Raw genomic sequence first — 24,574 nt, 5'->3', positions numbered from 1 at the left:
GGACTACGTGGTTAGGCACCGTGGTGCCCCTTGATGTTCTTGCGCCGGAAGAGCAGGAATGCTCCACCTGCGACCAGCAGCACGCCGCCGGTAGCGATGAACGGCAATGCTGCGTTCGGGCCGGTGTTGGCCAACGGTGCATCATCGTCATCGTCGTTGTTGTTGTTACCCTGCGGCTCTACCGGGGCCTTGGAAGGCTCAGGCGAGTCGCTCGGTGCCTGGGAAGGCTTCGGCGAGGCCGTTGGCTTCTCGGTCGGTTCCGGCTTCGGCTCCGCCGCGATGGTGAAGTCGATGGAGACCGGTGCCGAGGATACCTCGTCAATGACCTGCACGGCGGTGACCTTGTGGTCGCCGGTTTCCAGATCCTTCGGAGCCATAACGGTCCAGGCGCCATCGGCCACAGTTGCAGTCAATTCGGTATCACCGATGGTCACCTTGACGGTGGCACCATTGATGCCGAAGCCACTGATGGTCTTCGGAGCCTTATCGAACGCGAACTCCTGGCCGTCTTCCGGCGAGTCGATCGACGGTGCGGCAGGGATAACCTTGAACGCGGTCTTCACCGAGGTCGAGGTGGTCTCGCCCGAGGTCTGCACGGCGGTGATGCTGTGCGAACCGTAGGAGAGAGCTTCGTCCAGGATGACGCTCCACTTGCCGTCTGCGCCAACCTTGACGGTTTCGGTGACAGCGCCGGAGAGCTTCACGGTTGCGCCGGCCACGCCGGTACCGGCGATCTCGGACTGCACTCCGGTGAAGGTCTTACCGTTGGCCGGGGTGGTGATGGCCGGGGCGGCAAGCTGGATCTTGAAGGAGCTCTTGGCAGCCTTCGAGGTCTGTCCGTCCTTCGCCTGGGTGGCGGAGACTGAGTACTCGCCGTACGACAGCGCGGTGTCGAGCTTTACGCTCCACTTGCCATCGGCTGCAACGGTAGCGGTGCCGCTGGCATCGCCGGTAAGGGTCACAACTGCTCCGGCAACGCCGGTACCCGAGATGGTGGACACCGGTGCGTTGAGCGTGGCGCCGGTTTTCGGGGTGGTGATCGCCGGGGCGCCGATGACGATGTTGAACGAGCCCTTGGTGATCGTGGATTCGTTGAATCCATTGACCGTCTGCAGGGTGAAGTCGTACTTGCCGAAGTCGGCAGGTGCCTTGAAGCTGAACTTTCCGTTGGCGACCTTAGCGGAGATGTTCTTCTGGCCGGCAGACTTGATCTTGACAGTCGAACCGCTCGGAGCACCGGAAACGGTTCCGTTGAGGGTCTGACCCACAGCAATATCCGAGCCCTCGGCAGGAGTTACCACAGCTGGAGCGTTCAGGAACACTGCGATGGAGTAACCATCGGTGTGCTTCAGGCCGTCCTTGATGTCCGTGAAGTACGCGCGGCCACCATCGTCAGGGGCGATGGCGCTGGTGACGCCCACTGCGGTGCCACCGGAAATAACCGATCCACCGGAGTCGCCTTCGTTGGCCTTTGAGTATCCCGGGTTCGGCATGCCGAAGCCGCGAACGGCGCGGCCATCATCAGCCCCGTTGTAGCCACCGACCAGGAAGATGCCTACTTCGTCAACGGTTCCACAGGTCCAGCCGGTGGTGCGGCCCGACTTGCAGATTTTTGTTCCTTCGACGGCTGGTGCAACGCCAGTGACCTTGACGCTGGAGTCACGAATATCTGCAGCCTTCCAGTCCGAGACAAGGGCCTTAAGGTCGAGATCCTTGTTAATCTTGTCGATGACGGAGATGTCGGTGCCTACATTTCCTAGGTCATCTTCGGTCTTGGCCGTGTCCAGTCCAGTGACGGAGGAATTGTTGGGTCCGCCGAACTGGGAGAACCCGAAAGTCCCCAAGTCTTGACCCGGACCGGTGAATTTGCCCGGAACACTGTGCTCGAGGATCTTCACGTCAGTGAGGTCACCGTCCTGCGAACAGTGGCCGGCAGAAATCGCTGCATCGTCACCGGCGGCGTTGAATCCGCTGAAGCCGATTGAGCAAACCGCGTAGTTAGTGGGCGAGGTCTGAGCACCGTAGCCCATGCCACCGAGCACGTCGTTGGCGTCGGCCTTCTTGGCCGGACCTTCAGCAACTTCGAGGGAGACCTTGGTGAACTGGTCAACGAATTCAGTGGGGCTCATTTTGCCCCCGAAGCGTAGATCCGTGGCCCCCGCAGAGGGGGAGCTCTTCCTGGTCTTGCTCTCAGTCTTGGCAACACCGCCAGTGCGGATGATGAAGGAGCCGCTGCTGTCCTTCATGACTGCCTGCAGCTGCGAAACAGCCTCGGGATCCACCGATTCAACGTAGGCATCCAAGAGGGCATCTACGTTGGTCGGGTTAGCCTTGGTCTTCGTCGTGTCGACGACCTCGGCTTCAGTATTCGGAGTTTTGGCCTTCTGCAGGTCCTTGCTCTTGGGCGAAGCGGATGCCTTAGCTTCCCCGCTTGCATCCTTAGCAGGGGCGGCTGAGGAATCCTCAGCCTTGACCTTCTCGGTTGATGTCGCGGCCTCAGCGGCTACGATCTCGAGCTCAACCTTGGTGTCCTTCGTCAGCGCGTCAAGCTTCTTGGTGACGGCCTTCAGGGCGGGCGCTGCAACTTCGACCTTGATCTTGCTATCAGCAATTACAAAGTCGGCGTCAAGCTTGGCCTGCTTTAGTTCAGTGGAGAGTGATTCAACAACGGAGCTAAGCTCGCCGTTTTTGTAGAACTCTTCGATGCTGATACCCAGATCGCGCTTTACAGCGTCTTCCAAGCCAGCCGGAAGATCAGCCTTGCTGTCGTCCTTTGACGCTCCGGTGGTCGGAGCCGCCGAAGTCTCGGTGCCAGCGGGGGCAGGGCTTGCCGTGGTCGTGGCGATCGCGGGAGCCGCGAAGCTGCTCCCGATCACCAACGCCGTGGCAGCAGCGGCGATTCCGCTCCGCTTTAGTAGAGCACGTGATGAATCGTGCATATAGGATTCTCCCAATTCAAGGTGTGGTACCTCGCTTTTGTGTGCGCCGCGTCTGTCTTGGGGACATCCGATTGGGCCTACCGCGAGCAATGAGTGTTACCAAAATGAAACCCTAACCTGTGTAGATATGGGTACACAAACCCCGCGCCTGCCCATGTCCACCTTTTGGATAAATTGACGCGTCAACCATAAGCGACCGCATCGGCATGATGTAGAGGTTAGGCGAGGCGGAGATTCTGCTCACGCGAAGCGACACGCCCGAACCAAAATTTTCAGGTCTGCCCACGTAATTTATTCTGAATTCACAGGCTTCGTGAAGGTTTGTATGCGGTGGCGTTTTGTTGCGCCCCGCTATGGGTCGCCGCGATGCGCGTCAGACTGTATTCAGACAACAAGTTGCGTTGCTTGAACCTCAAATAAAACTCGGGTCCACAGCGTCACTCGTCCGAGGCGACAATCCAACGCGTGGCAGGCACGAGCCTCATCAGTCAATACCAAGACGTCGATTATCAGAAGCCACTGTTGGGACGGAGCAATCGGTAGCAGGTGCCTAACGCAATATTTTGTGGCGACGTGCCGCCGTCCCGCCACAGACCGGATAGAGCTTCCCGGTGGGCCCATCATCCGGCGGTACTAGCAAAGTTCCTGGGACCATCCCCCACTTCAGCACCTTGCCAACAGTCACTCGCCCTCCCAGCAGCTGACCGCGCTATCAAAAGGACCTCGGGCGACGGACAGGACAAATATTGCACGGTCTCCCGAGAGCACCTCTTTCAGCGCCGGTGGTCCGCAGTTCCGGCACCTGCGTGCAGTACGTATCAGGCGCGGCTCGTCAAATCCCTGGTGGCACGTGCCTGCCCGCAAGCTGAGGCTTCCGACCGCGCTCTCAAATGACGATTGTGGCGCCGAGGTATGGTCGGTTCCAGCATTAGGCACGTGGTCGTGAGCTTGGCGAATGGTGCTGGAGGCGGCTTTTCCAAACGCATGGAGCCTAGCCCCGCTCCTGAGCGAGGAGCCGCGTCGCGCCTAATTGCTCTCCAATGCGCTTTCAGAGCTGTTCTTGGGCGTTCCTGCGAGGGCATGAAAAAGCCCGCCACTGGTATGTGGCGGGCTCATGATCAATGCGTGTCAGATGCGTCTGTCGCGGAGCGTCTGGATTCCAGGGGCCAGATCACGTCAGTGACCTCCCCGATGACCCGGTCCCGTGCGATCATCCCGCCGCCCGGGGCCCCCAGGAGCGAACGAGAGTCTTCCGATATGGAGCGATGGTCCCCCATCACCCATAACCGATCCGCCGGAACTTCGACGGTGAATTCAAGATCGCTGGGATTGTTGCCGGCGAAGACATAGTCTTCCTCCAACGGCTTGCCGTTGACGCTGAGTTTGCCCTCGGGTCCGCAGCAGGTGATGCTGTCCCCGCCGACGCCGATGACGCGTTTGACGTATATAGAGTCGTTTCCGCTTATACGCAGCGCCCGCGCCATCGAGTCCAAGGGGTTGGCTCGTTGGTAGGGAAGGAATGAACCGCGGCCGTCGAAAACCACGATGTCTCCTCGCTGGATTTCTGTCCCCTTATAGGCCAAGCGGTTCACCAGTAATCCTTCGCCAGGATTCAACGTGGGCTCCATGGAGCTGGACCCAATGTAGAAGAGGTCAATAACGGTGGCACGGAGGATGAGGGTGATCACCGCCGCCGCCACAAGAGCACCAACGACAAAGCGCCAGGCCCGCGAACGGGTCCGGCGCTTCGTCGAAGCGGACATGTTATCCGATTCAGTAGGTTGAGCCACGATGGATCCCCCACCCCGTACGACCCGGGGGCCGACAGGAATCGGGGGAACTCGCTTTTCTTGCTACTTGGCAGTCTTGAAGTCGCGCTTTTCGCGGATCTTCGCGGCCTTGCCGTGGCGATCTCGCATGTAGAACAGCTTCGCACGGCGAACGTCACCACGCGAGACAACTTCGATCTTGTCGAGCACTGGGGAGTGAACCGGGAAGGTACGCTCCACGCCGACGCCGAAGGAGACCTTGCGAACGGTGAAGGTTTCACCCACGCCGCGGCCCTGGCGGCCAAGGACGAAGCCCTGGAATACCTGGACACGGGTGTTCTTGCCTTCGATGATGTTGACGTGGACCTTGACGGTATCGCCAGCACGGAAGTCGGGAACATCGTTGCGCAGCGAGGCTGCATCGACTGAGTCGAGAATATGCATGAATGCATCTCCTAGATAGACGCCGCAGGTCACCTATCTTAGACACGGACCCACATTGTTTTCCTGACGCACAAGTGCGCCGAGAAAAATATGAGATGGTCCGAAGCTTGGTACCGCGACCCGTTAGCGGATCGGCGGCTGGTCCAACTGTTGGTTCGTTCCCCCTGCGGCAGGAGCAGAACCCAGTAGACCCAAGAGTCCATTTTGCCACACTCCGGGGCATGGTGCGACGTTCGGCATCCGTCGACGGTCCCGAACGGACAGGTTCCACCCCCGTGCTTGCCGGCCTCCGCCCCGCACCACCGCACCGGGCCCGGGCGCAATCCCGCCGCAGACGGAGCCCCGGCACCCCCACAGGGCCGGAAACCACCGGCAACAAGGCCGGATTCGACGTCAAGTGCTCATCACGAAGGCATCGCATGGGAGCAGGGCCGCTCCGACGGGCACTTCTCGCCGGTGCCCAAGGTCACAATCCGCAAGAGACCGGATCATGTGATAGTTTCGCTAACGACCACACGGGGGCCCTTGCAGGGGCTGAGATCGAGCTGACGCAGCGAGAGACCGTTGAACCTGTCCGGGTAATGCCGGCGAAGGAAGTGAGTACTCCTTGAGCAACACCATTTCAATGCACAACCCTGTCCCAAACGCTGCGGAAACCGCCGAGACCCAGTTCCTGAAATCTCACTCGCTGGCCTACATCGAGGACAACCGAACCGGGATCCGGGTCCCGGTCACACAGATCGCGCTGGAGCCATCCCCCGGAGGAAAGGACAACGCCCCGCTGCAGGTCTACCGCACCGCCGGCCCAGGCAGCGACCCTGTCGTTGGCCTGCCGGCGTTCCGCAGCACATGGATCGAGGAACGCGCGGACACGCAGACCTATGCCGGGCGCGAGAGGAACCTGCTCGACGACGGGAAGTCCGCGGTCCGCCGCGGCCAGGCGTCCGCCGAATGGAAGGGCAGCCGGCCGGTTCCCCGGCGCGCCGAGGCAGGGAAGCGAGTGACCCAGATGCACTACGCCCGGGCCGGAATCACCACCCCCGAGATGCGCTTCGTGGCGCTGCGCGAGAACTGCGATGTGGAATTGGTACGCAGCGAGGTCGCCGCGGGCCGGGCGATCATTCCGAACAACATCAACCACCCGGAGTCCGAGCCGATGATCATCGGCAAGGCCTTCCTGGTGAAGATCAACGCCAACATCGGCAACTCGGCGGTCACCAGCTCCATCGCCGAGGAAGTCGACAAGCTGCAGTGGGCCACCCAGTGGGGCGCCGACACCGTGATGGACTTGTCCACCGGCGATGACATCCATACCACCCGCGAATGGCTGATCCGCAACGCCCCGGTCCCCATCGGCACCGTGCCGATCTACCAGGCACTGGAAAAAGTCAACGGCGAGGCCAACGCGCTGACCTGGGAAATCTTCCGCGACACAGTGATCGAACAGTGCGAGCAAGGCGTGGACTATATGACAATCCACGCCGGGGTGCTGCTGCGCTACGTGCCGCTGTCTGCCAACCGCGTGACCGGGATCGTCTCGCGCGGCGGGGCCATCATGGCCGGCTGGTGCCTGGCCCACCACCAGGAGAACTTCCTGTACACGCACTTCGACGAGCTGTGCGAGATCTTCGCGCAATACGACGTGGCGTTCTCCCTGGGCGACGGGCTGCGCCCGGGTTCCATTGCCGACGCCAACGACGCCGCCCAGTTCGCCGAGCTAAACACCCTGGCCGAACTGACCGCGCGGGCCTGGGAATACGACGTGCAGGTCATGGTCGAGGGACCCGGGCACATCCCCTTCCACCTGGTGCGCGAGAACGTGGAGCGCCAGCAGGAACTGTGCAATGGCGCACCCTTCTACACGCTCGGCCCGCTGGTCACCGACATCGCCCCGGGCTACGACCACATCACCAGCGCCATCGGCGCCACCGAGATCGCCCGCTACGGCACCGCGATGCTCTGCTACGTCACCCCCAAGGAACACCTGGGCCTGCCGAACAAGGACGACGTGAAGACCGGAGTGATCACCTACAAGATCGCCGCCCACGCAGCCGACCTGGCCAAGGGCCACCCGGGTGCTTCCGAGCGCGACGACGCGCTGTCCAAGGCTAGATTCGAGTTCCGCTGGCGCGACCAGTTCGCCCTGTCGCTGGACCCGGTCACCGCCGAGTCCTTCCACGACGAGACGTTGCCTGCCGAGCCGGCAAAGACCGCGCATTTCTGTTCCATGTGCGGACCGAAGTTCTGCTCCATGCGCATCAGCCAGGACATCCGCGACGAATACGGCTCGGCCGACTCGCAGGCGGCCATCGCGGACATGGTGAGCGGGATGCGCGATAAGAGCCAGGAGTTCCTGGCCTCCGGAGGCAAGGTCTACCTGCCCGAGCCCGGGATGCCCGCCAGGGCGTAGTGCCGCCGGCCGGGCCGGACCCCATCCCGGGCGCGGGCCATATAAAGGAAAGGCTTCTCGGTCTTCCCCACATCTGTGAGAAGACCGAGAAGCCTCGACAGTTGCTCCGTCGGATCTACTCCGGCGCGATTTGGTCCTTGGGCACGATGCGCCCCTCGACAAGGGCAAAACCGTTGTGCCACAACGTGTCTCGGTCGTGCCGATTCAGCGTGGAGGCATCCAGTTCAACGATCAAGTCGGGGCGCCTGGCCGCGGTGCGTTCAAGTTGCTTATTGCGGCGGAATCGGGCGATCTTCGCGTGGTTGCCCGAGAGCAAAACCTCGGGAACCTCTCGCCCCTGCCAGGAACCGGGCTTGGTGTACACCGGGTATTCAAGCAACCCATCCGAGTGGGACTCCTCAACGAGGGACTCGGGGTTGCCAATAACCCCGGGGATCAGCCGGCCGATAGCCTCGACCATGGCCAGCACCGCGACCTCTCCTCCGTTAAGCACGTAGTCGCCGATCGATACCGGGCGGACGTCAAAGGATTCGGCCGCGTGCTCCAGCACGCGTTCGTCTATACCCTCGTACCGGCCGCACGCGAAGGTCAGGTGCTGCGCCTCGGCAAGCTCGTAGGCCATGGCCTGGTCAAAGACCGCACCGGCCGGCGCGGGGACGATCAAAATCGGCTTCTCTCCCAGGGGGCCTGCGGCCGGGGATTCGGCGGCGATCCGGTTCAGGGCCGCGCCCCATGGCTCGGGCTTCATCACCATGCCGGCGCCGCCGCCATAGGGAGTGTCATCCACCTTGCGGTGGCGGTCATGGGTGTAGTCGCGCAGGTCGTGGACGTTCAAGTCCAGCAGGTTATCCCGACGTGCCTTTCCGATCAGCGACAGGTCAAGGGCGGCGAGGTACTCCGGAAAGATGGAGACAACATCAATGCGCATGGCCCTTAGGCGTCCTTGTCCGCTGCGTTGTCCTCTGCGCCATCCTCGCGGTTGACTTCAAAGAGGCCTTCAGGAGGTGTCATCAGAATGTAGCCGCCCTCGATGTTGACCTCCGGGACGATGCTTTCCACGAACGGGACATAGACCTCGTCCCCTTCGATGGATTCAACGACCAACAGGTCTTGGACGTTGCCGGTGCGCAGTGCGGTGATCTTACCGACGACCTTGTCCGCCACCCGAGCCTCGAGGTCTACGAGTTCGTGCTCGTACCAGCCCTCACTGTCGTCTTCTACCTCGTCGGTGTCGATGAACAGTTTGGCCCCGCGCATGGTTTCGGCGCCATTGCGATCAAGGATCTCTGCGAAGGCCAGCAACAGAATTTCCTTGTTCCAGCGCGCACCCTCGACGGTGAGCGTCTTGAGGGTGGCGTCCTCGACCTCGAAGACCTCTCCGGGGGCAAACCTGTCTTCTGGCGCGTCGGTGAGCACCTGGACGGTCACCTCGCCGCGGATACCGTGGGGTTTGCCAATGCGGGCGACCTGGAGGCGCATGCGTTTTCTCCTTGAATACAAAATCGGTGGTTGCCGGGCAAACCGGCGTTACAGGATGTGCTCGCGTGGGGAAAGGACTACCACTTTGAGCATGAGTCTCTTAGCAATCTTACGTGGGGTGCGGACCTTGCCCGCGCCCGATATGGCGAGGGTTGCGTCGCACTTTGGCCGTTAACGACTTTGGTCCCGCAATCCATCATGGATCGCGGGACCAAAGTGACACAAAATTGTGTGGTGAGGCTGGCTACCGGCGTCGGTCCGTGTCGACTACGTCAACGCGGATCGGTTCCTCCGCCAGAGCGGCAACCACGGTACGCAACGCCTTGGCGGTGCGGCCCTGGCGGCCAATGACCCGGCCGAGATCCTCGGGGTGCACGCGCACCTCAAGGGTGTCACCGCGACGGTTTCCCTTCAACGCAACCTGTACGTCTTCGGGGGTGTCTACGATGCCACGAACCAGGTGATCCAGTCCCTCAACGAGCACTGGTTACTCAGCCTCGGTTGCTTCGGCTTCAACTTCTGCCTCGGCAGGCTTTTCAGCCTTCTTGGTGATGGCCTCGGGCAAAATGACCGAGCCCTTCTCTGGAACAACGAACGCAGGCTTGGCTTCCTTGACGCGCAAGGTGCCTTCCTGGCCTTCGATGCCCTTGAACTTCTGCCAGTCACCGGTGATCTTCAAGAGAGCGGCAACCTGCTCGGTCGGCTGTGCGCCGACGGAGAGCCAGTACTGCGCACGCTCGGACTTGACCTCGATGAACGAAGGCTCTTCGGTGGGGTGGTACTTGCCGATTTCTTCAATCGCACGGCCATCGCGCTTGGCGCGACCATCCATGACGACGATACGGTAGTACGGGGCGCGGATCTTACCGAAACGCTTCAGACGAATTTTAACGGCCACGGTAGTGGTCACTCCTGTTTTCTCAACATGTGCGAAGTTCTGTTTCTGCACCCGTGGGGCGGGCCGTACCGCAGATCTTCAAAAGGACAGGACTTAAGGCGGAGAGAGGGGCCACTTCAAATCGAGTACCTGTCTATTGTGCCAGATACTTTCCCCTCGCACGAACAGATCGGATCTTTTGGCCTGATCCGTGTCCGATCCCACGCGAAAGACCCTCCGCAGCCCAATCCTCAACGCGCCTGAACACCGCATTACTGCTCTTCGCGCCGCCCCTCCCGCTCACCAATAGGCGAGAGTCCGTATCAACAGTCCAAGGACGCCTCGCCAACCGGATACCTGACGTTCACCCCGGACAAGACACGATGCCCTCGCGGGAGCGCACCTGATCCTAAAACCGCAACACTTCCAACGCACCGCGCAAGAACGGCAGTGGACTGGGCTGATCGCCACGCGACCAGCGCAGCCACGCGGCAAAGCTCACCGAAGCGTGCGCGATCGACAGGTAATGGGCCCGTTCGGCTTCCATTCCACTGGCTAGAAAATACTCATGCACCCGGCGGCGCTGGCTTTCGAGCATGCTCAGTGCGTGGGCCATCAGCTCCGGGTGGTTGGCAATAAGCCGCAATCTGCCGCGGGTCACCTCCAGATCCGGCAGTGAGGCCACCACCGCAGCCGAGGCAGCCATCAGCCCCTCAAGGATCGCGGAGTTGTCGAGTGCAGCGGTTTGCAGCATCGAACCGGAGACATCAACGGCCTCCAGCAGCCCTCCCCACACCAGTGCGGGCTTGCTTTCAAAATAGCGATACAGGCTCTTGCGGGCGATGCCCGTTTCCACAGCGATCTCCCCCATGGATACAGCGTCGTAGCCGCGGGCGGCAAAGAGTTCCAGGGCGCGTCGGGCCACGACCTCAGGATCTATCGATACCGGCCGTCCCGAGGGGCGCTGAGGAGTCTGGTGGGGGCTCTGAGACATGCACCTAGTATGGCCCATTCCTTTATGACACAGAGTGTCATAAGATGGTGTCACCACATGCTTTCGACACAAGGGAGAACTCCATGAACACCGAAAACAGCTGGCAGGAACAGCTCACCGTCGGCCGCTTTGCCTCCAAGACCGTCATCGTCACGGGCGCCGGATCGGGCATTGGGCAGGCTACGGCGCTGCGTATTGCCAAGGAAGGCGGCAAAGTCATTGCCGCAGACATCAGCGTCGAACGCCTCGATTCCCTGGTGGCCGAGCACCCGGACCTGGATCTCGTTCCCGTGGCGGGCGATATCACCAACGAAGACGTCGTGGCCCAGGTCGTCGCTGCGGCAGGTGGCACCATTCACGGCTTGGCCAACGTCGCAGGGATCATGGATAAGTTTGAACCCATCCACGAGGTCGAAGACTCGACCTGGGAACGCGTCTTCAATATCAACGTCAACTCGATCCTGCGTCTGAGTCGCGCGGTGGTTCCGGTGATGCTCGAAGCCGGCTCCGGTTCGGTCGTGAACATCACCTCGGAAGCAGGGATCCGCGGATCTGCCGCGGGCGTTGCCTACACCGCTTCCAAGCACGCAGTTGTCGGCATCACCAAGAACTCTGCAGTGATGTACGGCAAGTCGGGACTGCGCTTCAATGCCGTCGCCCCAGGTGCCACCATCACCAACATCGAGGCACCGATGGATTCGGTGCACGCGCAGCAGGTCCTGGGCCCCATCATGGGCACGATCATTCCCACTCCCGTGGCAGCGAACGAGCTGGCCGCTTCGATTACCTTTTTGCTCAGCGACGACGGCACCAACCTCAACGGCGTCATTCTGCCATCGGACGGCGGCTGGTCGGCGATCTAGCACCGACGCACCCTGGCAGCTATCCACCGTCCCACTGTCCAAGGTCCGCCGGGTGTCAGAGAAGTTCCGCCCGGCGCACCTTGGTAGATTCGAACCCGGCACCGGGTTGACGAAGCCTGGAATTCGGTACAAAGACAAAGGGGTTGCTGTGGCACTGGCGGATCATTGGAAGCGCGCCCAACCAGACGACCCGTTTTGGCAGGAGCAGCTCGCCGACCGGTTCGATCCCCATGTGGCCCCACTGAACAGCCTCATCGAACGATTGGGCGCCGCCAAGGGCGGGGTCGGCATGCCGCTGGCAGCCCCCTGGCACGGCGGAATCAATGCCCCGGCGCTCGTGGTCCTCAATGACGCCGGTGAACCTGGCGAGGAAACCACGTTCATGTGCATTCGGAATCCCGACCGGGCTGCGGACCGCCAACGTCACCTGATGACCGAGTTCAACATCGATCCGGTCAACTTTTGCTACTGGAACGGCTACCCGTGGCCCCGCGTTGATCCCAAGCGGGATATGACACCCGAGCAATCACTCGAGGGCGGCCTGGCTCTGTTGGAGGTCATGGGGCTGATGACGGATCTGCGGATGCTGTTGCTGCTGGGCCGCAAGGCCCAGGATGCAGCAGCTGCGGTACTGCCCCAACTGCTGGCAGCGCACCCGAAGGTGCACATCATCCGCTCGCTGCACCCGCTGGGAGCCAAGCGGGCCGTTGACCGCCAGGAGCAAAAGCGTATCTGGGCGGATATCGCTGCACGCCTGAAGGAAGCCAGTTCCCAACCCTGACCCGTGCATCGGCTCGTTCGTGCCGGGAACCGCCCACAAGCCACGATTCCGGCGCTCGTTGGCCCCAATCCCGTGATACCTGCTACCCCAAGGCCTTGGGGCTATCGATTAGGCGCCCGACCGTGCCATGATTATGGCTCGACACCATTCGAAAGATTCATGAGAGAACTTAATGCCCCGCAAGATGAATGACTCCGACTTCAGGAACTCGCAGGAATCGGGGTTGTGGGCCGAACACGTTGCACCGCTCAATTCCCTGGTGAACGACCTGCGCGACGCCCGGCCGCAGAACGCCGGCTCGGTTCCCTACTTCGCGCCCCTGAACGGCGGCACCGATGCCACCATCTTGTGCTTGCTGCCCTCCCCGGCCCAGGACTCCGCAGATGGCGAGTTCGTCCTCTCCACCGAGGACGACGATGCTGCTGCCGAGGCCTTGGCCACGTTGCTGGAAGAGTCGGGAATCGACACCAAGGAAGTCGTGCTGGCGCATGCATACCCCTGGGAACGTGCCGCGGACGCGTCTGGACGCCTGACCGGCGCCGAGACCACGGCGGGTCTTGAACCAATGAGCCGGCTGTTGCGCCTGGTCCCCAACCTGCGTGCCGTCATCCTGATGGGCAAGGGACCGGAGGACTTCTGGGGCAAGGTCACCAAGAAGTACCCGCAGGCCATCACCCGCATCACCGCGATCCCCAGCTTCTCCCCCGGCCCGTTGTCGTTGAGCGGCACCACCGCGCAACGCGAAGCCCGTATCGCCCGTCGCTCGGAAGCCATGCGCGAGGCCCGCGCGATCGTGCGGGCCCCACGGGGACCGGCCGGCCCACGCCGTGAATCCATGGTGCGCGCCGAGGACCTAGGACCCGAGCACCTCAGCCGTGTGATCGAGGTCAACGATGGAACCCAAACGCTGCATGGCCCTCTGCTCAAGGCCTTTCAGCCCAGCCCGGAGTGGCGGGTGACCTTGACTGTTGAGGTCGCCGGACAGCGCCGCGCCCTGGGCGTCACCCCGGACACGTGGGTCCGGGTCTACCGCGGAGCCGGCGTCAGATAGCGGCAACCGTGCCGAGAAGATAAAAAAATGCCTGTTCGCGGAAGGAGATTCCTTCAACGAACAGGCATTTTCATAAGCAATTCCTGTGGCCGATTGGCTCAGCCATGGCGCATAGCGTTTACTTCGAAGCCTTACGCACAGGGTCAATGATGGTCTCCCCTGCGCTCTTCGAGCGCTTCTCGGCACGCTTTTCCTTGATCGACTTCGAAGGTTTCTTGTCTTCTGCCTTGCGCGGTGACTTCGACATATGGTGCCGTCCTAGCCGGGAATGCGCCGCATTCCCACAATGTAGGGGAAAGTACCCCTACCGCATCACCATACGCTGTATTCCTGCACGTTTGGCTGCAATCCGCGGACGGCTCCACGGACGACCCGTCCGCCGGAACTTGAAGCTATGAGGCCAGCCACGCACGGGCAGCAACCACCAGGGCATCGACGCCCACACCCAGGGTCGGTTGGATCCACGGGGCGAAATGCGGCGAATGGTTCGAGGGAATGTTCTCCGGCATCCTGCCCGTGGCGGCAAAGTCCTTGAATAACGCGGGATCCGCCCCTCCCAAGAACCAATACACCAGCGGAACACCGGCCGCCGTGGCTAGGACGCCCACGTCCTCGCTGCCCGCAACCGCGCCTGGGTCAATGATGCGATCGGTGCCGAAGTGTCCGGCCAGCGCCGAAGAGACCCGTGCCGTGGCCGTGGGGTCGTTAATGGTCAGCGGGAAATGTTCGTCGAAGGTGATCACCGGATCCATGGGTGAGCCCGAAGCCATGGCCTCCCCATGCACCACGCGTTCGATGGAACTGAGTACCTTGGCGCGCACCGATTCATGGAAGGTCCTGATGCTCAGTCCCAGGGTTGCCTGGGAAGCGATGATGTTGTTCTTGGTGCCGGCATGGATTTGTCCCACGGTCAGCACCGCTTGATCGGCGGCGGCCAGCTCCCGCGAGATCACGCCCTGCAGGCGCATGGTGGTGGCAGCGGCCAGCAGTACCGGGTCCACGGTCGTTTCCGGGCGCGAGCCATGTCCCCCGGAGCCGTATAGGGTGACGTTCAGCGAATCGGCAGCGGCCATGGCAACACCGGCGCGCAACCCGAGCCAGCCGGCCGGGAACGGAGCCACGTGCTGCCCTAAGACGACATCCGGTGTCGGCACCCGGGCATAGAGCCCGTCATCAACCATGGCTTGGGCACCGCCACCGTGCTCCTCCGCCGGCTGGAAGAGCGCGACCAGGGTCCCTGACCATGATCCGGGTTCGGCAGCGAACTTTTCCACCGCGCCGATCAGGCAGCTGACGTGCACGTCGTGTCCGCAGGCATGCATGACCAGGACGGGATGGCCTTCGGAGTCGGTGCCGATCACGGTACTGGCGTAGTCCAAGCCAGTGGCTTCGAGCACCGGGAGCCCGTCCATGTCCGCCCGGAGCAGCACGGTGGGTCCTGTCCCGTTGGCCAACACCCCGACTACGCCCGTTCCACCAATTCCCCGGTGAACATCGAGGCCCAGTTCGATCAGGTGCCCGGCGACGATGTCAGCGGTGCGGTGCTCCTGGAAGGAGAGCTCGGGGTTGGCGTGCAGGTCGCGGTACAGGTGCTCCAGATCAATGCCCATGGTCATGAGCTTAGGACCCGAGCCCCCCTTGCTGCCATGGTGTTGCCGTGTCGCGCCCGCACCGGGCCGCCAGGTTACTGCGGGGCTTCGACCCAGACTGGGAATTCACTGTGAACGACGTGCGTGTGGCCACCGGCATGGTTGCGTGCGCTTTCCTTAGAGTCATGGGCTCGCAGGGGACCTTAGGGGCCGGAAACGCGCTGACGGGGGCCACCACGCGCACCATCGGGAAGCAACAGGCCAGCTAGAATCGTAAGCATTATGGATGACCCCCCTTCTCACATGCCCACGCCCCTCTCCCTATCTGCCGGAATGATTCCGACACCCATCGGAGAGGGGCGCCCGAATGTATGAATTGATCATGATCGGCATCGGTCTTGTCCTCACCGTTGGCACAGGATTATTTGTTGCCTCCGAATTCGCCTTGGTCAACCTTGACCGGCACGAACTTGAATCCCGTGCAGCGCGCGGCGAAAAGCGCCTTGGAACCACCATCAAGGCCCTGAAAATCACCTCGACCCACCTCTCCAGCGCCCAGCTGGGAATCACCCTCACCACCCTGCTGACCGGCTACACCTTCGAACCGGCCATCAGCTCGCTGCTGCGTGGTCCGCTGTTGGATTCCGGCGTGCCGGAATCGATTGTCCCGGGCATCGGCGCGGTGGTGGGCATCTTCATCGCCACCGTCTTCTCGATGATCATTGGCGAACTGGTGCCCAAGAACTTCGCCCTGGCGCTGCCGCTGGCCACCGCCAAGGTGGTGGTGCCCTTTCAGGCATTGTTCACCTCCGTCTTCAAGCCAGTGATCCTGCTGTTCAACAACACCGCCAACGCCATCATCCGCTCCTTCGGCATCGAACCGAAGGAAGAACTCTCCGGAGCCCGGAGCGCCGAGGAGCTCAGCTCTCTGGTCCGCCGCTCCGCGATGGAAGGCGTGCTTGACCAAGACCACGCGACGCTGCTGCATCGCACGCTGCGCTTCTCCGAGCACAGTGCCGTTGATGTGATGACTCCCCGCGTGCGCATGATGGCCGTGGAGGCGCAGGACAGTGCCGAGGACATCATTACGCTGGCCATCCGGACCGGCTTCTCGCGTTTCCCCGTCACCGGCCGGGACCGCGACGACATCCTGGGCGTGCTGCATGTCAAACAGGCCTTTGCCTTGCCCATGGAGCAGCGGGCAACGGTACGTGCCGAGGATTTGATGCATGAGCCGTTGCGGATTCCCGAATCCATGGGTGTCGAATCGCTGCTGGGGCTTCTGCGTCAGCAGGGCCTGCAAGTCGCCATCGTCTCCGACGAGCACGGCGGGACAGCAGGCATCGTCACCCTCGAGGACCTCGTGGAGGAGATCGTCGGTGAGCTCGAGGACGAACACGACAAGGTCCGCATCGGCGTGGTAAAGACCGGACGCTCGGTGACCTTTGATGCGTCCCTGCGCCCCGACGAGCTGCTGGACCGCACCGGGATCAAGGTCCCGGACGGCGAGGACTACGACACCCTGGCGGGCTTCGTCACCGACCGCTTGGACCGCATCCCGGAACTCGGCGACGAGGTGTCCCTGCCCGAGGGGTTGCTGCGCGTCGAACGCGTCCTGGGCACGCACATCGAGCGCCTGAAGTTCACCCCCGCCGACCCCGTGCCGGACGCCGATGAGCGCACCTTCCAGAACCCGAACCAGGAGCAGAGTCGATGAACGAGTACCTACCCGGAATCATTTGGCTCGTGGTGCTGCTGGCCATCAACGCCTTCTTCGTCGGCGCCGAGTTCGCCGTGATCTCCGCCCGCCGCTCGCAGATCGAGCCGAAGGCCGAGGCAGGCTCCAAGGCAGCCAAGACCACGCTGTGGGCCATGGAGCATGCCACCTTGATGCTGGCCACGAGCCAGCTTGGCATCACCGTGTGCTCGCTGGTGATCCTGAACGTCTCCGAGCCGGCGATCCACCACTTGTTGGAGATCCCGCTGGGCCTCACCACGCTCTCGGCCGAGGCCATCGGAATCATCGCCTTCATCACGGCGCTGCTGCTGGTCACCTTCCTGCACGTGGTGATCGGCGAAATGGTCCCCAAGAACATCTCCTTCTCGGTGCCCACGCGTGCCGCCCTGATCCTGGCCCCGCCGCTGGTCATGGTGGCCCGCATCGTGAAGCCGGTGATCTGGACCCTGAATGGCATCGCTAACTCCATCCTGCGTCTGTTCCGGGTTGAACCCAAGGACGGCGCCACCAGCGCCTATACCCTCGACGAGGTGGCAAGCATTGTGGACCAGTCGACCCGCGACGGCATGCTCTCGGATGCCAGCGGGACGCTGAGCAAGGCCTTCGAGTTCACCACCAAGAAGGTCGCCGCCGTTGAGGTGCCGATCTCACAGATGGTGCTGCTGCCCCAGGGTTCCACCCCGGCCGACATCCAGGGCGCGGTGGCCACGCACGGCTTTTCCCGCTACATCCTGATCAACGAGGCGGGCGAGCCCACCGGCTACCTGCATCTGAAGGACGTCATGGACCTCACCACCGCACAGGCCTTTGCCGCACCCGTCCCGCCCAAGCGGATCCGACCCCTGGCCTCGGTGTCGGGTTCCAGCGAACTGGAAGACGCGCTGGCGGCGATGCGCCGCAGCGGATCCCACGTCGCCCGCGTGCTTGATGCGCAGGGTTCCACCACCGGGGTGCTCTTTCTGGAGGACATCATCGAGGAATTGGTCGGCGAGGTGCAGGACGCCACCAGTGCCTAGGGACGCCACCTCCGCCTAGGGAACGGGAGCGGTCCACCTAGAAACCAGGTGCACCGCTCCCGTTTTTCGCGCGCCGTACCGCCGGGCTAGTGCCGCAAGGTGATCGATTCGATGGCCGCGGCAGCCTCGACGGCAAGCTCGGTGGGCATCGGAGCGCTCTTGGCCGAGTCCGCTGCTACCTGTTGGCCCTCGTCGCTGACGATGTAGTTCCCGAAGGCCTTGATCAGTTCCACGGTGTTCGGATCGGAGTAGCTGCTGCAGACGATGAAGTAAGAGACCAGCACCAGCGGGTAGGCCCCCGCCTTGGTGGTCTTGCGGTCCAGATCCAAGGCAATATCGTGCCCTCCGCGGCCCGGGGCCCGCTGCGAGGCTGTCACGGCGAGGGCCGCCGATTCACCGCTGACCGCCACGTCCGTTTCGCCCACGCGCAGCTTGGCCTTGCCCAGCGATTCATCAACCAGTGAGTCATCGGCGTAGGTCAGTGCCCCGGGGGTGCGGGCCACGGTGGTCACCACCCCGGAGTTGCCCTGAGCCTGTTCGCTGCCCAGCCCGCCGGGCCAGGACCCGGAAGGATCGTGCTTCCAGTCTTGGGGCGCCGCTGCGTGCAGGTAGTCGGTGAAGTTCTCCGTGGTGCCCGAGTCATCCGAGCGGGCCACGGCGGTCATCGGGACATCGGGGATGTTGGTATCCGGGTTCAGTGCCTTGATGGCTGGGTCTTGCCAGGAGGTGATGGTGCCGCTGAAGATCTGCGCGAGGGTCTGAGCGTCAAAGGTCAGCTCCTTGATGCCCGGCAGGTTGAACGCGACGGAAATCGGGGAGATATAGGTGGGGATGTTGATGGCCCCGGCCGGTCCGCAAGTTTCCTGCGAATCGGCGACCTCGGATTCCTTGAGGTAAGCATCGGAGCCGGCGAAGGTGGTGGCACCGGCCAGCAGACCGGCACGCCCGGCCCCGGAACCAACCGAGGCGTATTGCACCTGCACCTTGGGGTTCATGGTGGCAAATCCGCCGATCCAGGCGTTCATCGCGGAGTTCTGTGCGCTGGAGCCTCCGCCGGTGACGGTGCCCGAAAGCTTCGAGGTGTTGTTCTCGGCCGCCTGCCGCTGGGCCTCGCCCAGCGGGTAGTCGGCCCCGCACCCGGTGAGCAACAGGCCCGCACCGAGCGCCATGGCCACGGACCGGCGCACAGTTCTCGGTGCCGCCAAACGGTGCTGAAGATGCTGCTTCGCCTGAACTGACACGGGGCGTTCCTCCTGGGTGTACTGCGTGCATGCCGGTGCCAGCACGAGCGCAGCTACGAATTTTTTACCTTACCGACCATAGCGCGACCCCGGCCCGGGCACCGCATCGGAGGGTGTTACCGGCCCGGGACCTGGGCCAGTTCGGTGAACCCGTGCAGCGTTCCGGTGCCGAATCCGATGGACACCGGCACGGGAGTGCCGCAGCAGGAATCGGCTGCGGGTTCCTCCGTGCCACAGGCGGCAGCTGGTTCCCCGGTGGCCGGGGCATCGCAGGAACCACCCAGGTCGGTGGAGCACACCCCGGTTTCGGGAAGTTGAAGTTCAAGATTCTCTGCGGCGGCGCGGTCCCCGGCCAGGGACGCGGCGATGGAGCGGACCTGCTCGTAGCCGGTGGCCATGAGGAAGGTCGGCGCGCGGCCGTAGCTCTTCATCCCCACGATGTAGAAGTCGGCTTCCGGGTGCGCCAGCACGGACTCGCCGTGGGCGGTGACGGTGCCGCAGCTGTGGAATTCCGGATCGATCAGCGGGCCCAGCGCGCTGGGTGCCTCCACGATCGTATCCAGATCCAGGCGCAGCTCGGAGAGCATGGCCAGGTCCGGGCGGAATCCGGTGGCAGGAACCAGGAGGTCAACCACGAGGTTGCGGCCCCCGGCCAAGTCCAGCGTCAACTTCTCGCCGATGTCCAGGGCGCTGATCGAGAGGTTTTCCACGATGGTGATGTCGGAGTTTTCGACGAAACGACGCAGCGAGGTGCCCAGTTGGCCTCGGGCCGGCAGCTGATCCGCCGCTCCCCCGCCGTAGAGCTTCACCGGGTTCGCTTCCCCGCGCAGACCCCAGAGGATGGTGGTGTCCGGGTGTTGTTGGCGCAACCGGCCCAGGCTGATCAGCGTGTTGGAAGCGGAGTGCCCGGCACCCAGGACCAGGATCGTTTTGCGCGCAAAGGCTTCCCGGTCCGTTCCCAGTGGATCGGGCAACGGGCAGGTGATGAATCCGGAGGCGCGGGCCTCGGTTTCGCCGATGGCTTCGATGCCGGAGCGACCCACCGGGTTGGGGGTGTCCCAGGTTCCGGAGGCGTCGATGACGGCCCGGGCCAGCAGGTCCTCGGTTCCGGCTGCGGTTTGTGTGCGCACCAGGAAGAGGGAATCCTCACGGCCCTGGGTGCGGGTCTTGTCCACGCTCTTGCCCTCTGCCTGGATGCGGGTGATCTGCGTGACGCGGTGCCCGTAGCTGATGTTCGGGGCCAGCGCCGGGTGGGCTGCCAGCGGTTCAAGGTAGTTGGTGACCATCTCGGCGCCGGTGGGCAGGCGGGTTTCCCGAGGTGCCACCCAATCGCCGGGATAGGTGCCTGTCGGGGTTTCCAGCAGCCGGCGGGAGGCGGCGTCAATGTTGTATTTCCAGGTGGAGAAGAGCTTGATGTGCCCCCAGTTTTGGATGGCCGCCCCTGCGCTGGGCCCGGCTTCGAGGACACGAACGTCCTGGTGACGTTCGATCAGGTGTGCCGCGGCGGCCAGACCGATGGGGCCGGCGCCGATGATGATCACGGGGTACTGCTGGTTCATGCTCTTGAGCTCCTGAGATCCGACGGGGCGTGCGTTACGTGGTTGCGGGCAGCAGTTCGGAGATCAGGGCCTCGATGCGGGTGCGGATCTCGTCGCGGATCGGACGGACAGCCTCGATACCTTGTCCGGCGGGGTCTTCGAGCACCCAGTCCTCGTAGCGTTTGCCCGGGAAGATCGGGCAGGTGTCCCCGCAGCCCATGGTGATGACCACGTCGGATTCCTTCACCGCTTCGGTGGTGAGGATCTTGGGGGCTTCACCCGCCATGTCGATGCCTACCTCGTTCATGGCGGCAACTGCGGCCGGGTTCACGGCGTCGGCCGGCTGTGAGCCGGCGGAGCGGACTTCGATCTGCCCGGCGGACAGGTTGCTCAGGAAGGCTGCGGCCATTTGCGAGCGTCCGGCGTTGTGCACGCAGACGAACAGGACGGAGGGCTTCGATGTACTGCTCATGCGGAGGCCTTTGCGGAGTTGATAGAAGGAAAGAACTTGCGGGACCACAGGGCGACATAGACCAGGGCCACGAGCAGCGGGACCTCGATGAGCGGTCCGACGACTCCGGCCAGGGCCTGGCCGCTGGTGACCCCGAAGGTGGCGATGGCCACGGCGATGGCCAGCTCGAAGTTGTTGCTGGCCGCGGTGAAGGCCAGGGAGGTCGTGCGGGCATAGCCCATGCGCAGGGCGCGTCCGATGAGCATCGAGGCGCCGAAGGTCACCAGGAAGTAGACCAGCAGCGGTAACGCAATGCTCACCACATCCAGCGGCTTGGCAATGATGTTATCGCCCTGCAGGGCGAAGAGCAGCACAATGGTGAACAGCAGCCCGTAGAGGGCCCACGGACCGATCTTGGGCAGGAACTTATCCTCGTACCAGTCGCGTCCCCTGGTCTTTTCCCCCAGGGTGCGGGTGAGGTACCCGGCGATCAGCGGGATACCCAGGAACACCAGGACGGAGAGCGTGATGGTGAGAATCGAGAATTCGGCACTCGTGGTGGGCAGTCCGAGCCAGGACGGCAGGGCCTGCAGGTAGAACCAGCCCAGGGCGCCGAAGGCGAAGACCTGGAAGACGGAGTTGATGGCGACCAGCACGGCCGTTGCTTCGCGGTCGCCGCAGGCCAGATCGTTCCAGATGAAGACCATCGCGATACAGCGGGCGAGCCCGACGATGATCAGTCCGGTGCGGTATTCGGGTAGGTCGGCCAGGAAGATCCAGGCCAGAACGAACATGAAGGCCGGGGCCAGGACCCAGTTGATCACCAGCGAGGTGATCATGAGTTTCTTGTCGCTGAGCACCTTGCCGGTCTCGTTGTAGCGGACCTTGGCCAGTACCGGGTACATCATCACCAGCAGGCCCATCGCGATGGGTAGCGAGATTCCGGCGATCTGGATGGAGTCCAGTGCCGCGCCCAGTCCGGGAATGAGCCTGCCCAGGGCCAGTCCCAGGGCCATGGCCGCCAGGATCCAGATCGCCAGGTAGCGGTCCAGCGTGGAGAGCTTGGCGGTCAGCTGCCGGGTATCGGCGGGCGGGGCATGAGATGTCACGGCGAGTTCACTCCAGGAGGCTAGGCATCGACGGGTGTCGATGTATCGAGTATCCTTGCCTATATCGACGATTGTCAATCTCCCCTCCGGGAGCCCCAAGAAAGCGAGGCACGGCACATGCCCACACCGGTCGCCACCCCCACCCGTCAGGAAACCCCCGCGGTTTCCGACCAGGGATCGGAAGCTCCGTGCTGCGTCCCCGCCCACGGACAAGAGTCCTTGTTGGCCGGTGAGGCCGAGGCCCTCGCCCTGCGATTCAAGGCGCTGGCCGACCCGAACCGGCTGCGCATCCTCTCGATCGTATCTTCCTCCCCGGAGGCCGAGACCTGCGTCTGCGACCTGTCCGAACCGCTGAACCTGGGCCAGCCCACGGTCTCCCACCACCTGAAGATCATGGTGGAGGCGGGCCTGCTGCACCGCGAAAAACGCGGTGTCTGGGCGTATTACTCGCTGGTTCCCGGAGCCTTGGGCGCGCTGGCCGCAACCCTGGCCCCAAAGGTGTGAGCGTGGATGCGAACCAGCCGGCCGACACCCGGCCAGCAGTGCTTTTTGTCTGCGTCAAGAACGGCGGGAAGTCACAGATGGCCGCCGGTCTGATGAAACACGAAACCGGCAATCGGGTCACCGTCACCTCGGCCGGGACCACGCCGGGCACGGCCATCAATGCACTCTCGGCCGAGGTGCTGCTGGACCTGGGCGTTGACATCACCGCTCAGAAGCCCAAAATGCTGACCCGGCAGAGTATGCTGGCCGCCGGACTTGTGGTGGTTCTGGGCGCCGAGGCCAAGGTGCCGGCGATCGACGGAGTCCGGGTGGAAACCTGGGAAACCGATGAACCCTCCCTACGCGGCATCGAGGGCCGGCAGCGCATGGAATTGGTGCGCGACGACATCCACGCACGCATCAAAGACCTGGCGGCCCGGCTTCAGCGACGTACCTGAGCAGTAGCAGCACCGCTGCATCCGGCACCCGACCTGTCACTCTCAGGCCCATCCCGCGGCCCGGCGCGAGCGACGCGACATGGAATCGATGATGACCGCGAGCAGCAGCACCGAACCGGTGATCATGTAGCGCAGCGAGCAATTGCACTCGGAGCCAAGGGCCGTGGGTGCTACTTGATATCGGCCGCCGCGCACGCGTCGGCGTATTCGGCGGTACAGATCTGCTCCACCGTGTAGAAACCGTCCTTCACCACGGTGTCCATAATGTTCTCCCTGGTGACGACCACCGGGGTCAACAGCTTGGTCGGGACCCCATCCACGTCGGTGGAGTCGGTGGGACTCTCTCCCCTGGCCAGCTGGTCGGCGAACTTTGCTGCCAGTTCGGCCTCGGTCTTGATGGCCTTGTAGATGGTCATGAATTGGTCCCCGGACACGATCCGCTGGATGCCGGTGAGTTCTGCATCCTGCCCGATGATGACCGGCCACGGTTCGACGTTGGCTGCCTTTAGTGCTGCCACTGCACCGCCGGCGGTGCCGTCATTGGCTGCGTAGACCGCGTCGATCGGCCTGTGTGCTGGGTGACTTGCCCGGCAACCCATTCCTGCGCCTTATCTGGCGACCAGTCCGGGGTGTCGTATTTGGCCAGGATCTTCACCTCCGACTTGTCGAACACCGAGTGGGCGCCCTTCGTGAAGAGCACCGCATTGCCGTCGGCGGACGAGCCGTTGACCATCAGGATCGAAGGATCCTTGGTGCCGTCCTTGGTGAGCTTGTCCATCAGGGCGTTGGCCTGCAGCACCCCGACTTGTTCGTTGTGGAAGGAGATGTAGTAGGCCAGATCCGGAGTTCCGGCCACCAGCCGGTCATAGGAAATCACCGGGACCTCCGGCGCCGTGGCGCCGGCCACGATGCTGGACGCAGATTGGGCGTTGACCGGGCCAAGGACCAGGACCTTGACCCCGTTGGTGAGTGCGGACTCGGCATGTTGCTGCTGCTTGGCGGCGTCCTGCGCGGCGTTGGAATAGGCGACGTCGTAGTTGCCCAGCGACTTCATCTTGGCCTCGAACAGAGGCCTGTCGAAGGGCTCGTAACGGGTGGTCTTGGTTTCGGGGAGCAACAGTCCGATCTCCACGGCCGGGCCGGCCGATCCATCGCTGCTCGTCGTCTCCGGATCACTGGACCCGCAGGCGGTGAGAGTGGTTGCCGTGAGCAGGGCTCCGACGGCAACCGTGGCAAGTTTGTAGCCAAGTTTCATCATGACCCCGTAGATGGCAGTATTCAACAGGCAGTTATTCGCGCTGTGCTGCCCTCCCTGCCTCCAGCTCCTGCCTCAGGCTGGTGCCA

At 63.1% G+C, this 24,574-nt stretch carries 24 protein-coding genes and 1 riboswitch; of the genes, 8 read left to right on the top strand and 16 right to left on the bottom strand.

Annotated features, from left to right (window positions below; translation table 11 throughout):
• Positions 1–11: 11 nt before the first annotated feature.
• The 3 genes from ADIAG_RS11120 to rplS form a co-directional block, all read right to left on the bottom strand.
• Positions 12–2,939 (bottom strand): Ig-like domain-containing protein, encoded by a 2,928-nt coding sequence (locus tag ADIAG_RS11120; protein ID WP_007271463.1) that lies wholly within the window; start codon positions 2,937–2,939, stop codon positions 12–14.
• A gap of 1,118 nt (positions 2,940–4,057) precedes the next feature.
• Entirely contained in the window at positions 4,058–4,729 is a 672-nt protein-coding gene (gene lepB / locus ADIAG_RS11115; RefSeq protein ID WP_235045893.1) for a signal peptidase I, read from the bottom strand.
• 63 nt (positions 4,730–4,792) lie between these two features.
• On the bottom strand, positions 4,793–5,152 hold the full coding sequence (gene rplS / locus ADIAG_RS11110) for a 50S ribosomal protein L19 (protein WP_007271461.1): 360 nt from the start codon (positions 5,150–5,152) through the stop codon (positions 4,793–4,795).
• A 505-nt stretch (positions 5,153–5,657) separates the two neighbouring features.
• Positions 5,658–5,765, top strand: a riboswitch (TPP riboswitch).
• Between the two features lie 12 nt (positions 5,766–5,777).
• Between rplS and thiC the strand changes: the two genes are divergently transcribed.
• Complete coding sequence (gene thiC, locus ADIAG_RS11105; protein WP_051059908.1) at positions 5,778–7,562, top strand: phosphomethylpyrimidine synthase ThiC; 1,785 nt, start codon at positions 5,778–5,780, stop codon at positions 7,560–7,562.
• A 115-nt stretch (positions 7,563–7,677) separates the two neighbouring features.
• Here the strand turns inward: thiC and trmD are convergent, their stop codons facing one another.
• From trmD to ADIAG_RS11080, 5 genes are all read right to left on the bottom strand, one after another.
• Positions 7,678–8,490: a tRNA (guanosine(37)-N1)-methyltransferase TrmD gene (trmD, locus tag ADIAG_RS11100; protein ID WP_007271458.1), complete on the bottom strand. Its 813-nt coding sequence runs from the start codon at positions 8,488–8,490 to the stop codon at positions 7,678–7,680.
• A gap of 5 nt (positions 8,491–8,495) precedes the next feature.
• Entirely contained in the window at positions 8,496–9,041 is a 546-nt protein-coding gene (gene rimM / locus ADIAG_RS11095) for a ribosome maturation factor RimM (RefSeq protein WP_007271457.1), read from the bottom strand.
• A gap of 244 nt (positions 9,042–9,285) precedes the next feature.
• Positions 9,286–9,525, bottom strand: coding sequence for an RNA-binding protein (locus ADIAG_RS11090; RefSeq protein ID WP_007271456.1), 240 nt, complete (start codon positions 9,523–9,525; stop codon positions 9,286–9,288).
• A gap of 3 nt (positions 9,526–9,528) precedes the next feature.
• A complete protein-coding gene (rpsP, locus tag ADIAG_RS11085; protein ID WP_007271455.1) occupies positions 9,529–9,939 on the bottom strand; it encodes a 30S ribosomal protein S16 in 411 nt (136 codons plus the stop codon).
• Positions 9,940–10,327: 388 nt separating this feature from the next.
• Complete coding sequence (locus ADIAG_RS11080) at positions 10,328–10,912, bottom strand: TetR family transcriptional regulator (protein WP_007271454.1); 585 nt, start codon at positions 10,910–10,912, stop codon at positions 10,328–10,330.
• An 83-nt stretch (positions 10,913–10,995) separates the two neighbouring features.
• Between ADIAG_RS11080 and ADIAG_RS11075 the strand changes: the two genes are divergently transcribed.
• From ADIAG_RS11075 to ADIAG_RS20240, 3 genes are all read left to right on the top strand, one after another.
• Positions 10,996–11,775 (top strand): SDR family NAD(P)-dependent oxidoreductase, encoded by a 780-nt coding sequence (locus tag ADIAG_RS11075; RefSeq protein WP_007271453.1) that lies wholly within the window; start codon positions 10,996–10,998, stop codon positions 11,773–11,775.
• Positions 11,776–11,923: 148 nt separating this feature from the next.
• Entirely contained in the window at positions 11,924–12,556 is a 633-nt protein-coding gene (locus ADIAG_RS11070; protein ID WP_007271452.1) for a uracil-DNA glycosylase family protein, read from the top strand.
• A 172-nt stretch (positions 12,557–12,728) separates the two neighbouring features.
• Positions 12,729–13,607 carry a uracil-DNA glycosylase family protein gene (locus ADIAG_RS20240; protein ID WP_007271451.1) on the top strand — a complete coding sequence of 293 codons (879 nt, stop codon included), beginning with the start codon at positions 12,729–12,731 and terminating at the stop codon, positions 13,605–13,607.
• A gap of 118 nt (positions 13,608–13,725) precedes the next feature.
• Here ADIAG_RS20240 and ADIAG_RS22400 read toward each other — a convergent pair whose 3' ends face one another.
• Both ADIAG_RS22400 and ADIAG_RS11060 read right to left on the bottom strand, forming a co-directional pair.
• Positions 13,726–13,854, bottom strand: a complete 129-nt coding sequence (locus tag ADIAG_RS22400; protein ID WP_007271450.1) for a hypothetical protein — start codon at positions 13,852–13,854, stop codon at positions 13,726–13,728.
• A 145-nt stretch (positions 13,855–13,999) separates the two neighbouring features.
• Complete coding sequence (locus tag ADIAG_RS11060) at positions 14,000–15,217, bottom strand: amidohydrolase (protein ID WP_043474729.1); 1,218 nt, start codon at positions 15,215–15,217, stop codon at positions 14,000–14,002.
• 346 nt (positions 15,218–15,563) lie between these two features.
• On the opposite strand from ADIAG_RS11060, the gene ADIAG_RS11050 reads away from it, so the two are divergent.
• Positions 15,564–16,913: a hemolysin family protein gene (locus ADIAG_RS11050; protein WP_007271448.1), complete on the top strand. Its 1,350-nt coding sequence runs from the start codon at positions 15,564–15,566 to the stop codon at positions 16,911–16,913.
• Positions 16,910–17,950 carry a hemolysin family protein gene (locus tag ADIAG_RS11045; protein ID WP_007271447.1) on the top strand — a complete coding sequence of 347 codons (1,041 nt, stop codon included), beginning with the start codon at positions 16,910–16,912 and terminating at the stop codon, positions 17,948–17,950. Before ADIAG_RS11050 ends, ADIAG_RS11045 begins: the two co-directional genes overlap by 4 nt.
• 86 nt (positions 17,951–18,036) lie before the next feature.
• Here ADIAG_RS11045 and pstS read toward each other — a convergent pair whose 3' ends face one another.
• From pstS to arsB, 4 genes are all read right to left on the bottom strand, one after another.
• Positions 18,037–19,191, bottom strand: a complete 1,155-nt coding sequence (gene pstS / locus ADIAG_RS11040; protein WP_007271446.1) for a phosphate ABC transporter substrate-binding protein PstS — start codon at positions 19,189–19,191, stop codon at positions 18,037–18,039.
• 116 nt (positions 19,192–19,307) lie between these two features.
• Complete coding sequence (locus ADIAG_RS11035; protein ID WP_007271445.1) at positions 19,308–20,750, bottom strand: FAD-dependent oxidoreductase; 1,443 nt, start codon at positions 20,748–20,750, stop codon at positions 19,308–19,310.
• 34 nt (positions 20,751–20,784) lie between these two features.
• On the bottom strand, positions 20,785–21,201 hold the full coding sequence (locus ADIAG_RS11030) for an arsenate reductase ArsC (RefSeq protein WP_007271444.1): 417 nt from the start codon (positions 21,199–21,201) through the stop codon (positions 20,785–20,787).
• The gene (gene arsB, locus ADIAG_RS11025) at positions 21,198–22,289 is read right to left on the bottom strand and encodes an ACR3 family arsenite efflux transporter (RefSeq protein WP_007271443.1); all 1,092 of its coding nucleotides are present in this window, start codon (positions 22,287–22,289) and stop codon (positions 21,198–21,200) included. The genes ADIAG_RS11030 and arsB overlap by 4 nt, the downstream gene beginning before the upstream one ends.
• Positions 22,290–22,406: 117 nt before the next feature.
• Between arsB and ADIAG_RS11020 the strand changes: the two genes are divergently transcribed.
• Positions 22,407–22,793: an ArsR/SmtB family transcription factor gene (locus tag ADIAG_RS11020; RefSeq protein WP_007271442.1), complete on the top strand. Its 387-nt coding sequence runs from the start codon at positions 22,407–22,409 to the stop codon at positions 22,791–22,793.
• Positions 22,790–23,230, top strand: a complete 441-nt coding sequence (locus tag ADIAG_RS11015) for an arsenate-mycothiol transferase ArsC (RefSeq protein WP_007271441.1) — start codon at positions 22,790–22,792, stop codon at positions 23,228–23,230. The genes ADIAG_RS11020 and ADIAG_RS11015 overlap by 4 nt, the downstream gene beginning before the upstream one ends.
• A 170-nt stretch (positions 23,231–23,400) precedes the next feature.
• On the opposite strand, the gene ADIAG_RS22395 is transcribed toward ADIAG_RS11015, so the two are convergent.
• Both ADIAG_RS22395 and ADIAG_RS11010 read right to left on the bottom strand, forming a co-directional pair.
• Positions 23,401–23,748: a substrate-binding domain-containing protein gene (locus ADIAG_RS22395; protein ID WP_007271440.1), complete on the bottom strand. Its 348-nt coding sequence runs from the start codon at positions 23,746–23,748 to the stop codon at positions 23,401–23,403.
• A complete protein-coding gene (locus ADIAG_RS11010; RefSeq protein ID WP_268744243.1) occupies positions 23,736–24,512 on the bottom strand; it encodes a substrate-binding domain-containing protein in 777 nt (258 codons plus the stop codon). The genes ADIAG_RS22395 and ADIAG_RS11010 overlap by 13 nt, the downstream gene beginning before the upstream one ends.
• Between the last annotated feature and the right edge of the window lie 62 nt (positions 24,513–24,574).

It is taken from the genome of Paeniglutamicibacter gangotriensis Lz1y (genome assembly GCF_000348945.1).
GTDB classification, from domain to species: domain Bacteria; phylum Actinomycetota; class Actinomycetes; order Actinomycetales; family Micrococcaceae; genus Paeniglutamicibacter; species Paeniglutamicibacter gangotriensis.
The sequence above is the reverse complement of the archived record's forward strand: the minus strand, read 5'-3'. Positions and strand labels throughout refer to the sequence as shown.